Here is a 13,130-nt window from a genome sequence, read left to right on the forward strand (position 1 = left end):
CTACCATACACAAAACTTATGTGCAGACTAAAAAAATACCTAATATTACTGCTTATACCCTTAAGCTTTTGGGCTTGCGAAAGGGAGTTTGTGTTTTTAAGTAGTTCAGAAGGTTTAAATTTTTCCGTTGACACATTAATGTTTGATACCATTTTCACGTCAGTTGGTTCGGTCACGAAAAACTTTAGAATTTATAACCCCTACGACGAGGATTTAATTATCAACTCAATAGAATTGTCTGGCGGAGAAACAAGCAATTTTAGATTAAATATAAACGGACAAGCTGAAGACAGAGTTGACAACCTCAGGATAAATGCCAAAGACAGTTTGTTCGTTTTTGTGGATATCACGATCGAACCAGATAACAGTAATAGTCCGTTTGTGGTAAATGACTCCATCATATTTTATTCAGGCGAAAGAACCCAAAAAGTAAATTTGATTGCTTATGGCCAGAACGTTGAGCTGTTAAAAAAGGCCAACATTAAAACGGCCACCTTTACAGCCGACAGACCATATTTAATTTATGATTTTTTAGTGGTAGACAGCCTTGAAACACTGACTATTGAACCTGGCGCCAGACTCCATTTCCATAACGATGCCCGTCTGGTTGTTTTTGGCAGTATGCAAGTAAATGGGACACCCGAAGAACCAGTTAGTTTTTTGGGTGACAGACTGGATGATTGGTATGATGACAAACCAGGCCAATGGGGACATATACATTTTATGCCAAGCAGTTCCGACAATGTAATTGACAATGCCATTATTAAACATGGAATCATGGGTATATTTGTTGACTCCGTTGGACTTGGCGATACAGACCCTCTTAAAATCAACAACACAGTGATTAATCACATATCCCAATTTGGTATCTTAACGCAAAATTCAAAAGTAGATGTCTCCAATACGGTTATTGGTGATTGCGGATACCATTCCGTTGCACTGACCTTAGGCGGGACTTATAACTTTTATCATTGTACGGTAGCCAATTATTTCCCGAGTTGGGTATACAGAAACACACCTGCACTATTCTTAAACAATTACTTCACCGATGAAACCGGTACGGAAGTTATTAATCCTTTGATTGAGGCAAATTTTTACAATTCCATAATACATGGAAATAGATTTACAGAAATAGGCTTTGACTTTAAGGACAAGGAAGACGAAGTGGATAGCAAGAGCTGGTTCAACTATAAATTTGAAAACTGCCTGTTAAAAAGCGGTAACCTTGATGTGACAGACCCAAACAATTATGTTAGTGTTTGGGTTAACGAAGATCCTAATTTTATCGACCCATCTGAGTTTAATTACCAACTGGACACACTATCCTTTTGTCAGGATTTAGGCGATGAAGAAATTGCCGATCGGTTCCCCAACGATATTCTTAACAACAGCAGGGTTAATGATAATAATGGCCCTGACCTTGGCGCATATGAAAGAATGGAAGAAGAATAAAAGGTACAAGGTAACATTTTGGGTTTTGCTGGTTCTTGAACTTAGCTCTCCCCAACCTTTATTTCCTCAGAATTACGAACATTTAGGGCTGATGTTTTATAATGTCGAAAACCTATTCGACACAAAAAACGACAGTTTAAAACTGGATGACGAGTTCACCCCGACAGGTGACAAACATTGGAGCTACTCAAGGTATTTACGGAAACTTAAAAACATATCACGGGTTGTTCTTGAATCCGGCGGCTGGAACCCTCCCGGCATCGTTGGTTTATGCGAAGTGGAAAATCAAGGAGTTTTAAAGGATCTTGTTTGGAAAACAGGGCTAAACCACCTGGATTACCATATCATCCACCATGAATCTCCGGATGTACGCGGCATAGATGTAGCCATGCTCTATCGGAAAAATCAATTTACGCCTCTTGAATCAATTCCCATTAAAGTGGATTTTGGAGAGGGCACCAGACCAACAAGGGATATATTGTACGTTTATGGATTAATTAAAGATACCATCCCCCTGCACCTTTTTGTGGCCCATTTTCCGTCGAGGTATGGGGGCGTGCACAATACCAAACCCTTAAGATATAGGGCGGCTCAAGTATTGAGGGATACCATAACAAACATATTAGCTTACGAGCCTGACGCCAACATTATTGCCATGGGAGATTTTAACGACGAACCCGAAGACGAAAGTATGCAACACCTTATTGAAAACGGCAATATCATCAATATATCTTCATCGGCAAACAGCATTAGTAATTCAGCGGGAACGCTGAAACATCAATACGAATGGAACACCTTTGACCAGTTCCTGATATCTAAAAATTTATCCGATTCCACCCGTACCGTTTTCGTTGCAACACCAATGAAAATTTTGGATTTCCCTTTTTTATTGGAAGAAGACAAAGGTAATACGGGATTAAAACCATTCAGGACATACATTGGCTTTAAGTTTAACAATGGCTTCAGCGATCATTTCCCCGTTGCACTTGAGCTAAAAATTAAATGATGGGCATCAAAAACTTAAGTATTTTTAAGAATTGAGAACAGGAACCAAACATCGCCTTACTATTTTCTGATGTGCAGATTACTGAGGACTAATTACCAAATACTGTCTAACCCATTCATAAAGTGCCACGCTGCATGCATGAGAAACATTCATAGATTTAATGGCTCCAATCATGGGAATATGGTAAAAGTGTGAACATTGCTCCATTAGCTCAGCGGACACCCCATGAATCTCGTTCCCTAAAACAAAGGCGACTTTCTCTGGCAAAACACCATCCGACAAATTTAAAGAATTATCGGTCGTTTCGATGGCACAAACCGTGTATCCTTCCGGCAAGTGATTTTTTAACTCCTCCGGCTTACAAAACTGCCACTCGATTTGTCCTGCCGCTGCCCCGGCCACTTTTTTTATCTTACTATGCCTCACACTTTGTGAGTCTCCAATAAAAATCACCTTTGCACATCCAAAATTACTAGCTAAGCGGATGATATGTCCCATATTTTCCGGTGACTTTAATTGATCGGCTACAAGAATAGGTCCGTCGCCATCAATCGAGTATTGGACAGTAGCAAACAGAGGAGTACTTTTAGTTTGTGTGCTATTCTTCATTGGTGATAAAATTAGCAAAACTTTGATAGCCAAAACAAGTTTCAATCATTCGAATGTGTACCCTTATTTTTTGCTCCGGCCATGTCGGGGGCATCTGGCTTTTCGTTTAACCCCATTTCCTTGCCCAGCTTTAACATTAACTGGTAAGCCTGCTCTCTGTCGTTATTGATTTCTCCGTCCAATATGGCTTCTTTAATAGCAGCTTTTATATCTCCAATCTCCTTGCAAGGCCCAATGCCGAATGTCTTCATAATATCTTCACCGGATACCGGGGGCTGAAAATTTCTTACCCTGTCCTTCTCCTCAATCTCTTTCAGTTTCCTCCGTACGACCTTAAAGTTCTTCATATACTTTCTGACCTTATCCTCGTTTTTTGAGGTAATGTCAGCCTCGCACAAAGTCATCAATGAATCAATATCGTCTCCCGCATCAAAGAGTAACCTTCTCACCGCAGAATCCGTCACCACATCCTCCGATAAAACAATAGGCCGCATATGCAGATACACCATTTTTTGAACAAATTTCATTTTTTCGTTCATTGGGAACTTCATGCGTTTGAAAATCTTGGGCACCATTTTTTGTCCTATATGATTATGCGCATGAAAAGTCCACCCCAATTTATCGTCGAACCGTTTGGTTACGGGTTTGGCTATGTCGTGAAACACTGCGGCCCATCGTAACCACACATCATCGGTAAAAGGGACTATTCGGTCTAGCACCTGTAGCGTGTGATAAAAATTGTCTTTATGCCTTTTCCCCTTCTTCTCTTCTACCCCTTTCATGGCCTGAAGTTCAGGAAGTATAATCTGCAACAGCCCTGTTATCTCCAGAATTTTAAATGCCAAAGAAGGTTTATCGGACATAATCATCTTATTGAGTTCATCAACTATCCTTTCCCCCGAAACAATTCCAATGCGTTCTTTATTATTTTTGATTCCCTCAAAAGTGTCCTCTTCAATACTAAACTTAAACCTGGCCGCAAACCGCACAGCCCTAAGCATGCGCAAAGGGTCATCGGAAAAAGTAATACCTGGCTCTAATGGAGTACGGATAATACCTTTTTCCAAATCCTCTGACCCATTAAACGGATCAACCAGATTTCCAAGTGTTTCTTTGTTGAGCGATAAAGCCAAAGCGTTAATTGTAAAATCCCTTCGGTTTTGATCGTCCCTTATGGTTCCGTCCTCCACAAATGGCTTACGTGAATTTCTTTGGTATGATTCTTTTCGAGCTCCAACAAACTCAACATCAACATCTCTATATTTAAACATGGCAGTCCCATAATTCTTAAAAACAGTCACTTTAAGTCCGCCAAGTTTAGCTGCCACTTTTTCTGCCATTTCAATCCCACTGCCGCGCACCACAATATCAATATCTTTAGAAGTCTTTCCTAGAAACAGATCTCTCACATAACCTCCAATCACGTAGGTTTCAATTTTCTCTAAATCTGCCACATGCCTAATTGCATTAAAAACAGTGCTTTCTAAGTGTTTTAATATATCTTTTTCAGTCATTCTTAAAATTTAGGCTGCCAAAATTACAATTTATTTTGGCGGATAATATAATTTCTCAATTTTATTGCGCTGAGGATGGCTCGCGATTGTTTGTCGCCAATTATACAATCGGGTAACAGGAACAATTATTTTGGCTATTCAAGGGTTGCAAAAATATAATTTTAATAAAGCCTAATGATAATGAGTCACATTATTCCTTAGTTACTCCTACCAAACATCTTAGTCATTACAAATGTTTAATACCTGAATTACTGTCAGTTTTCTGTCGCTTGTCAGTCTAATATGTTAAAATTTAACTTTGGCACACATATTGATATTGACATATCAACATTTTTAGATATATTTGTATCTAAAGTAATCAAACACGAATATTCATTAAAATACAATAATCATGTTAGAACATTTGACAAAAGAAACGTTTAAAGAGAAAGTTTTTGATTTCGAAGCAAGTAAAGAGTGGAAATTTGCAGGAAACAAACCTTGTATAATCGATTTTTACGCCGATTGGTGTGGACCATGTAAAGCTATTGCTCCCGTATTAGAAGAGCTTTCGAAAGATTATGATGGCAAAATAGACATCTACAAAGTAGATACCGAGGCAGAAAGAGAATTATCGGGTATGTTTGGTATACAAAGTATTCCTTCCCTTCTTTTTATCCCAAGCGAAGGACAACCGCAAATGGCCCAGGGAGCTTTGCCAAAGGAAACTTTACAAAAAGCATTCAAGGATGTTTTAAAAGTTAGTTTAGACTAATTTATGACATTTTTTCAGCCAACCAGTAAAAGTAAATTATTAATACAATTGTTATGAAGGCATTAATTGTTTCAGGATTATTATCGGTATTTATTTTCGCCAATGTTTCATGTGCAGGCAGGGCGGAAGCCAAATACACGGGTGAGGAGACGGAAAAGAGTGGTGTGATATACCTAAACAAAGAAACGTTTAAGGAAAAGGTTTTTGACTACGAAACAAATAAGGAGTGGAAATATAACGGAAAGGTACCCGCCATCCTGGATTTTTATGCTGACTGGTGTGGTCCATGCCGACAGGTAGCTCCTATTTTAAACGAGTTACAAGCAGAATACAAAGGTAAAATTCAAGTATTTAAAGTAGATACTGATAAAGAAAAAGAGTTAGCAGCTATTTTTGGAATCAGAAGTCTACCTACCATAGTATTTATACCGGTAGATGGCGAACCTCAGGCCGCTCTTGGCGCCAGACCAAAAGCTGAATTGGAAAAGATGGTAACCGAAGTTTTAAAGGTTATCAAATAAACCGGGATCTTTCAAAAGGGATTTTTCAAATTGCTCACGAAAGCAGGCATTTGCCGTATCTGGGAAATCCAGTTATAGAAAATCTTACCTTGCGGTGTTAAGATAATGTTTAGGTTTTATTCATTGAATTGGTATTCAATGGAGTCTAATGATATTTTTGAGATAAATACCGGAATTATTATTGCGCTATACATATTTTACCCAATTAACAATAGCTGTTATAAAAGTTGATTATTTTTATAGCAGCTTTTTTTATTCGTGATTTTTACAAAAAATAATATGATGGCATTGGTAGGTATATAAACTGCTATAATTTGCTATACACCCCAAAAGTTTTTTTAAAGGTGCTGCCACACCTAGGACACTTTGGCAGCATCTCAAAAATACACCACAATTGTATGAAGTGAATCAATTCTTCTAAATCTTAACAATGCTTTTCCCGGCAAATAAAATTAACTATGTTTGTGGTAAACTTAACACACAACACTATGCAAAAAATTATTAGCCGACTTCAATTCATTACCTATCAAGAGATTGAAAAACCATCTTCGCAACAAGCCTTGGAATATTGCGCAGGAGGGGGAGATTGGATTCAACTAGGAATCAAAAATAAACCAGAAGATTATATTCTGTCCCAGGCCCGCAAATGTAATTCCATTTGCCAACATTATGGTGCCACTTTTATTATTAATGACAATCCTCACCTAGCTATTGAAGTAGATGCAGACGGTGTTCACTTAAGCAAAAACCATATAAACGTAGCTGAAGCACGAAATATTATTGGAAGTCAAAAAATAATCGGAGCTACGGCCAATACGTTCGATGACATCGTGCATCTGGCAGAACAAGGGGCAGATTACCTATTTTTAGGCACTTACGGACATACCGGAACAAGCAGGGATATAAATCCCGAACTAAACCTGAATGATTATACGGAAATTTTAAAGTGTTGTGACACCAACAACATAGACATTCCGATAATTGCCATAGGCGCTATTACTATGGAAGATTTTGCAGAATTATTTGAAACGGGCATACACGGTGTAGCCATCTCATCCTATCTTGCAAATCAAGATAATATTGGCGAATCAACATTGAACACTTTAACCGAAATTGGCAAGGCACATTCGTTTAGTTTTATAAAAAGATAACAAAAATATTTATTTTTCTTGCGTATAAGACTTAAAGGTCTTAATATTGCATCCGTTTTCTACAATGGGGTGCCTGGATTATACCGGGCTGAGATTATACCCTTCGAACCTGGACAGGTAATGCTGTCAAGGGAAAAAGATCATCTCCTATTTTCCTCATTGCAGTATTTATTCATTTAAAACTGTAATACATGCAAAAGTTATTTTTATCCATTTTAGTTAGTATTATTGGACTAACATCTATTTCGTCGCAATACCGTGTACACGGTATAGTTACCGGCCCAAATAACAATCCCCTGGTTGGAGCCACTGTTGCCGTTAAAGGTTCTTCCATAGGAACTATTACCGATGCCAAGGGTAATTATCTGATTAAGAATCTGCAAAAAGGTCAATATCAGCTGGCTGTTTCCTATTTAGGGTATGAAACCCAAATGAAATCGATACAGCTAACTTCTGACGAACAAATTGATTTTACCCTAAAACCTGGTTCAATCATGACGGGGGAAGTTATTGTTTCTTCTATCAAAGCAGGTAACAAGACGCCTGTTGCCAAAACCGATATCTCCAAAGAAGAACTGAGCAGCATGAATGCAGCTGATGACATTCCCCTCCTGTTAAGCATGACGCCTTCGGTTGTTTCTTCGACGGAATCGGGTTTTGGTGTTGGTTATAGCAGTATGAGAATTAGAGGAACGGACGCTACACGAATAAATGTAACTGTAAACGGCATTCCACTAAACGATGGGGAAAGCCAGGGGGTATATTGGGTTAACATGCCCGATTTTTCGTCGTCGGTAGATGAGGTACAGGTGCAGCGCGGTGTGGGAACATCGACTAATGGAGCTGCCGCATTCGGAGCCTCCATTAACTTTAATACCACCAGCTACCATACCAAACCCTATGCAGAAGTTAGTTCCACAGCCGGTTCATTTAACACTTTTAAAAACTCTATTAATGTTAGCACGGGTTTACTGGACGATAAGTTCTCGTTTGATCTTCGCTATAGCGACTTGCAAACTGACGGATATGTAGATTATGCTTTTTCCGACCATAAATCGCTGTACATGAGCGGTAGCATGCATCTTAAAAACAGCTTTTTAAAGGCTAACGTAATCCATGGGGATCAACGTACAGGTATTAGCTGGTGGGGTATTGACGAAGCAACTTTAAAAACCGATAGGACCTACAACCCCGCAGGCCAATATATCGACGAAAATGGCAATGAAAGATATTACAAAGACCAGACAGACAACTACCTACAGACTCACTACCAGCTATTTTTCAGTCAGAATTTAAACAGCAACTGGCTTTTAAACACCGCCCTTCATTACACCAGAGGCGAAGGCTACTACGAACAGTATAAGCAAGACGAAAGCCTGAAGGAGTATGGCTTGGAGCACATCATACGACAACCAGGCGATACGATAAAAACTACGGACCTCATCCGTCAGAAATGGCTCACCAACGATTTTTACGGGTTTACGGGTTCATTCAATTATGATACTGATGATTTGCAAATGACTTTTGGTGGAGGTTGGAACAAATATGATGGCGATCACTTTGGAGAGTTAATTTGGGCCAGATACGCCGGCAGTTCAGAAAAAGGCGAAGAATGGTACCGTAACAAGGGAATAAAAAAGGATTATAATATTTACGCCAAAGTAAATTACCAACTGGGTAAATTAAACGTATTTGGCGATGTACAATATAGAGGCATCGACTATAAGATAAATGGTACCGATGATGATTTCCCCATGCTAGACCAGCATCATACATATGATTTTTTTAATCCCAAAGCAGGTGTTTTTTATACTTTAAACCAACAAAACCAGTTCTATGCGTCCTATGCCATTGCCAATAGAGAACCTGCACGTGCCGACTTTAAGAATGCGCAAGGGGACGCAAGCTCTACACCAAAATCGGAAAGACTGAATGACTTGGAAATAGGGTATCATTACCAATCACCGAATCTGGCAGCCAACATTAACTTCTATTACATGGACTATAAAGATCAGTTAATTCCAACTGGCGAAAAAAGTAATGTAGGATATTCCATTATGACCAATGTAGAAGATAGTTACCGCACAGGAATTGAAATTGAATTAGGCGCAAAAATTTTATCTAGATTTAGATGGGACGGAAATGCCACTTTTAGTAAAAACATCATCAAAGATTTCGTGGAGACCTATGATCCCGATTTTAATCCAAATACAAATAACGATATACATATTCAACATGGGGATAATCAAATTTCATATTCTCCTAACATAGTTGCCAACAGCACATTTACGATAACACCTTTGAAGAATACTAGCATCAAATTTATCACCAAACATGTGGGCGAGCAATACTTTGACAACACGGAAAGTGATATGCGAAAACTTGATGCTTATACGGTTTTTAATGGTATCATTACACAAGCGTTCAATCCTTCGTGGATGAAAAAAATTGAACTACAACTTACTGTTAACAATTTATTTGACACAAAGTACGAAAGCAATGCTTATGGTGGCAATTGGTACGAAGATGGAGTTGAATACTCGTGGGCTGCTTACTATCCCCAAGCAGGAACACATGCTTTTATAAGAGCAAGATTTATATTCTAATAGCATAAAAAAGAAACGGTTCTTGAATATAAATTCAAGAACCGTTTTTTATTTCAATTTTAATCACGCCTACGCCTTACTCACCTATTGCTATCTATTCCTCTATTTCTTTAAGAATATTCTCCACCTCCGATTCGGTAGTGTGCAATTTATCCTTACAAATCTTTAATAACACGGATACTCGTTTTACCTTATCCGACAATTCATCGACATCCAATTCGTTATCTTCAATTTTTGATAGTATATCCTCTATTTCAGTAATGGCCTCCACATAGCCAATTTTCTTCTTGGTCATTTTATATCACTTATTAATGATGTAAACTCTATGTTATAATACCGAATATATTAATGAACGGATAGATAAAAACAACGCTCATTTCATTACACAATCGATATTTGTTAGTTCAAACTGTAATTGGTACTCAAAGGTACAGTAAATTTAAACGTACTACCCTTTTCCAGCTTACTTTCGGCACTTATAACACCCTTATTAATCTCCACAAACTCTTTACAAAGCACCAAGCCCAGTCCGGTTCCTTTTTCGTTAAATGTTCCGGTGGTAGTAATATTGGTATCTACCCTAAATATTTTTTGCAGGTTATCCTTGCTGATACCTACACCAGTATCGGTTACAGAAATTTCCATATAACTACCTTTCGTTTTGCCGGTTACACTGATAACACTGCCCACTCTTGAGAATTTAATGGCATTGCTCACTAAATTTCTAAGCACGGCACTAAACAAATCCTTGTCGGCCCAAGCTAACATATTGTTGGAGATATCCAACGAAATAACAATGTCCTTCTCTTCCGCATTAATCTTAAGAATTGAAATAATATTACTGGCCACTATTTTAACATCCAATCTTTCGGGCTTGTACTCCGTAGTTCCCAATTGTGTTCTGGACCATTGTAACAAGGTTTCCACCAATGAGTATAGTTTTCGGGTTGAATTATGAATCGACCGGCTATACTCTACAATTTCTTGCTGACTCTTACTTTCCACCTGCAACGACAGGACTTCGGAAAATCCCATCAATGAATTAAACGGACTTTTTAAATCATGTGCAAGAATCGAAAAAAACTTGTCCTTGGTTGCATTCAACTTTTCCAGCTCTACATTTTTATGCTTAAGCTTTTTGCTCAACAACATTTTTGATCGGAACAGCATAAAAAACACCAACGCAAAAACAAATAAAAGGACAATGCTTCCCCAATAAATTACTTCATCGTCTTTTAGTTTCGACAAATTAACAGATATTGCTCTTGTGGCCATTTCGGCATTTGCGTTTTCAGGCGACACATCATATATATTTCCTGTCAAATGCTGTGTGCTCGTTAATGCCGAGGCAGCTGACTTTATTATAGAATCCTGAAGGTTCACACTTTTATTTTTGTAATAAAGTGCCGATTGATAATCTCCCATGGTTTCGTACAGACAAGAAAAAACATCAAAACATTTTAATTTCAGATTATTCAACTTTAACGTTGTAGATATCGCCAAAGCTTCTTGGGCATATGACTTAGCTTCGGAAAATACCCTATTTTGAACGTTTAATTCGGCCAATACCAAAAAAGCCATAGCCTTAAGTTCGTTTTCCGACTGATGGGGCATCCTATTTAATGCATGAAATATGATACTGGAAGCATTTGTATAGTCGTTACGCTGACAATAATACTTTCCCAACGCAATATCAGCCGCAACAATCCCTATTGAATCGCCCTTACTTTCCTGATATGCTTTAAACTTTTTCAGATAAGGCAAGGCATCTTCGTAATAACCTTCAGTGAGGTATGCTATCCCGATTTTATAATTTATAATTGATTGCAACGATGAATCCGTGCAATGCTCAAGGTTATCCAACAGCAACCGAATGGCCCTTGGCGCATCATTTATTTGAAGATACAAGTCAGCTTTGGCAATAATTTCATTATTGCCGTGTACATTATGGACGTATTTTCCCTGTAGTGGACCATCATTCCCCAATAATCCAACACTAATTTGTAGCAGAAAAACTAAGATTAATCCTTTGAGTAAATAACGCATGTAAATTTATATCTAGGCTGAGATTCCTTGTAAAGATAGAAAAAGGATTTTAATACAAAAGCGGAATCTATGGATTTTAATTAAAATGCAATTTGTTGATTTTAAATAACAACAAGCTATGTTCAATATCGGTTGCTAAACAAAAAACGCCTTTATTTGCTGCGTCTCCAAAGCTAATTTCGTTATGAATCGGCATTTTCTGATGTAAAACCGGGAAAGGCTATTGTAGTGGTTAAAAAATTTTTTAACCACATTTTTAAGTATACAATTATATAAAATTCAACATAAATAATTCCTGGCAGGCAAAAAATTTTTCCTGGCAACGGAACGGATAAATCCAAAGAAAAAAGAGTGAGCACAAATACAACATCATTTGCACTAACTCTTTTCAATGTATTGCTAAAATGGCTTTAGGCTATTGGGTATTCCTCCAAACTATGTATATCGGTAATTAACCAAGACATATCATCAAGCATCCATTCCTCTAGGGTCAAAGCATCTTCACTAAAGGACTTGCTAAACTCATAAATCTCAATTTCTGCCAATTTCTCGGGCACCCAGGTACAACAACTTATCATCCAAGGCTCTAGAACTAGTTGTTCCTCTTCCGCCCATCCCAATTCTGCTAACTTATCTTTTGGAATAATCGGCACATTCCATTCTGTAGTGTTCATCATCCAACTTTCCAGTTTTATTCCGTCTTCATTTTCAAAAGATGTAACCTCTACTCCTGTATACTCATCCCAACCTTCATCATTAAGCATCCAAGGCTCAATGGCCAATTCAGGTTCCGATTCAACGCTCAAAACACTGGCAGGCCATATGGTCTTAGCTTCCCATCCCAACAGATCTGTCATCCATTCTTCCATTAACAAAGGTTCTTCCATCATATCTTCTGACCATGCCGCCAACAAACTAAAGGATGGTGATTCACGCCAAGATGACGGATTAAGCATCCATTGTTCAACAGGAAGAGTTTCTTCCATTACCTCATTGTTATAAGAATGTGTATAAAACAAATCGCCTAACTCTGAGTTTATGGATTGATTCGCATTGCCCATCATAGAATTTTCATAGATAAATTCTTTCTCATTACCATTAATCGTAAACACTTTGTAGATTCCATACCCCAACAATAGTAAAGAGGAAACTACTAATATTTTTATAATCCCAAAATGATATTCGTGTTGATTTACATGTGTTTTCATGACTCAATCCTCCATTTTCTTTGGTTTGTTATTGGAAGAAATCACTTATCGTGCCGAAATACACATATTACTCTTTTACTGCCCATTACGACACACAACCAAATCTTGACTCTCAAAATTCTGACCGATATTGCACCTTTTATTGTTCGAATTCGAACATGGAATTAATTACACAGGTTGCTGGAAATAAAAAATCGAACCCTTATCTGTTTTTGGCGCTGACCAAACTATGCCATTCCACATTTCGGTATACGTTTTAACGA

Annotated in this window: 11 protein-coding genes; 6 read left to right on the forward strand and 5 right to left on the reverse strand. The window is 38.0% G+C overall.

Translation table 11 applies throughout. From position 1 onward, the window contains the following. Positions 1-18 precede the first annotated feature (18 nt). Together ACT29I_RS16870 and ACT29I_RS16875 are read left to right on the forward strand one after the other, a co-directional pair. Positions 19-1,452 (forward strand): hypothetical protein, encoded by a 1,434-nt coding sequence (locus ACT29I_RS16870; RefSeq protein WP_430936412.1) that lies wholly within the window; start codon positions 19-21, stop codon positions 1,450-1,452. After that, positions 1,400-2,458 (forward strand): endonuclease/exonuclease/phosphatase family protein, encoded by a 1,059-nt coding sequence (locus ACT29I_RS16875; RefSeq protein WP_444793974.1) that lies wholly within the window; start codon positions 1,400-1,402, stop codon positions 2,456-2,458. The genes ACT29I_RS16870 and ACT29I_RS16875 overlap by 53 nt, the downstream gene beginning before the upstream one ends. 78 nt (positions 2,459-2,536) lie before the next feature. Here ACT29I_RS16875 and ACT29I_RS16880 read toward each other — a convergent pair whose 3' ends face one another. Both ACT29I_RS16880 and ACT29I_RS16885 read right to left on the reverse strand, forming a co-directional pair. After that, positions 2,537-3,067, reverse strand: coding sequence for a TrmH family RNA methyltransferase (locus tag ACT29I_RS16880; RefSeq protein WP_444793975.1), 531 nt, complete (start codon positions 3,065-3,067; stop codon positions 2,537-2,539). A 41-nt stretch (positions 3,068-3,108) separates the two neighbouring features. Beyond that, positions 3,109-4,581 carry a CCA tRNA nucleotidyltransferase gene (locus tag ACT29I_RS16885; protein WP_430936418.1) on the reverse strand — a complete coding sequence of 491 codons (1,473 nt, stop codon included), beginning with the start codon at positions 4,579-4,581 and terminating at the stop codon, positions 3,109-3,111. 391 nt (positions 4,582-4,972) lie between these two features. Here ACT29I_RS16885 and trxA (ACT29I_RS16890) point away from each other — a divergent pair, with 391 nt between their 5' ends. The 4 genes from trxA (ACT29I_RS16890) to ACT29I_RS16905 all read left to right on the forward strand — a co-directional run bounded on the left by trxA (ACT29I_RS16890) (position 4,973) and on the right by ACT29I_RS16905 (position 9,613). Beyond that, positions 4,973-5,335: a thioredoxin gene (gene trxA, locus ACT29I_RS16890; RefSeq protein ID WP_430936420.1), complete on the forward strand. Its 363-nt coding sequence runs from the start codon at positions 4,973-4,975 to the stop codon at positions 5,333-5,335. Between the two features lie 53 nt (positions 5,336-5,388). Then, a complete protein-coding gene (gene trxA / locus ACT29I_RS16895) occupies positions 5,389-5,856 on the forward strand; it encodes a thioredoxin (protein WP_430936422.1) in 468 nt (155 codons plus the stop codon). 488 nt (positions 5,857-6,344) lie between these two features. Beyond that, entirely contained in the window at positions 6,345-7,007 is a 663-nt protein-coding gene (locus tag ACT29I_RS16900) for a thiamine phosphate synthase (RefSeq protein ID WP_444793976.1), read from the forward strand. Between the two features lie 191 nt (positions 7,008-7,198). Beyond that, the gene (locus tag ACT29I_RS16905; RefSeq protein ID WP_444793977.1) at positions 7,199-9,613 is read left to right on the forward strand and encodes a TonB-dependent receptor; all 2,415 of its coding nucleotides are present in this window, start codon (positions 7,199-7,201) and stop codon (positions 9,611-9,613) included. A gap of 94 nt (positions 9,614-9,707) precedes the next feature. Here ACT29I_RS16905 and xseB read toward each other — a convergent pair whose 3' ends face one another. The 3 genes from xseB to ACT29I_RS16920 all read right to left on the reverse strand — a co-directional run bounded on the left by xseB (position 9,708) and on the right by ACT29I_RS16920 (position 12,867). Next, entirely contained in the window at positions 9,708-9,908 is a 201-nt protein-coding gene (gene xseB / locus ACT29I_RS16910) for an exodeoxyribonuclease VII small subunit (protein WP_430936428.1), read from the reverse strand. A gap of 104 nt (positions 9,909-10,012) precedes the next feature. Then, positions 10,013-11,659: an ATP-binding protein gene (locus ACT29I_RS16915; RefSeq protein WP_444793978.1), complete on the reverse strand. Its 1,647-nt coding sequence runs from the start codon at positions 11,657-11,659 to the stop codon at positions 10,013-10,015. A gap of 410 nt (positions 11,660-12,069) precedes the next feature. Further along, positions 12,070-12,867 carry a hypothetical protein gene (locus ACT29I_RS16920; RefSeq protein WP_444793979.1) on the reverse strand — a complete coding sequence of 266 codons (798 nt, stop codon included), beginning with the start codon at positions 12,865-12,867 and terminating at the stop codon, positions 12,070-12,072. Positions 12,868-13,130: the final 263 nt, after the last annotated feature.

Origin of the sequence: Saccharicrinis sp. GN24d3, assembly GCF_052400645.1 — a bacterium.
In the GTDB taxonomy this organism is placed as follows: domain Bacteria; phylum Bacteroidota; class Bacteroidia; order Bacteroidales; family Marinilabiliaceae; genus Saccharicrinis.

Coding starts and splice junctions, on each gene's coding strand:
- ACT29I_RS16900 (WP_444793976.1), top strand. CDS start 6,345: ATGCAAAAAATTATTAGCCGACTTCAATTCATTACCTATCAAGAGATT.
- ACT29I_RS16880 (WP_444793975.1), bottom strand. CDS start 3,067: ATGAAGAATAGCACACAAACTAAAAGTACTCCTCTGTTTGCTACTGTC.
- trxA (WP_430936422.1), top strand. CDS start 5,389: ATGAAGGCATTAATTGTTTCAGGATTATTATCGGTATTTATTTTCGCC.
- ACT29I_RS16905 (WP_444793977.1), top strand. CDS start 7,199: ATGCAAAAGTTATTTTTATCCATTTTAGTTAGTATTATTGGACTAACA.
- ACT29I_RS16875 (WP_444793974.1), top strand. CDS start 1,400: ATGATAATAATGGCCCTGACCTTGGCGCATATGAAAGAATGGAAGAAG.
- trxA (WP_430936420.1), top strand. CDS start 4,973: ATGTTAGAACATTTGACAAAAGAAACGTTTAAAGAGAAAGTTTTTGAT.
- ACT29I_RS16870 (WP_430936412.1), top strand. CDS start 19: ATGTGCAGACTAAAAAAATACCTAATATTACTGCTTATACCCTTAAGC.
- xseB (WP_430936428.1), bottom strand. CDS start 9,908: ATGACCAAGAAGAAAATTGGCTATGTGGAGGCCATTACTGAAATAGAG.
- ACT29I_RS16915 (WP_444793978.1), bottom strand. CDS start 11,659: ATGCGTTATTTACTCAAAGGATTAATCTTAGTTTTTCTGCTACAAATT.
- ACT29I_RS16885 (WP_430936418.1), bottom strand. CDS start 4,581: ATGACTGAAAAAGATATATTAAAACACTTAGAAAGCACTGTTTTTAAT.
- ACT29I_RS16920 (WP_444793979.1), bottom strand. CDS start 12,867: ATGAAAACACATGTAAATCAACACGAATATCATTTTGGGATTATAAAA.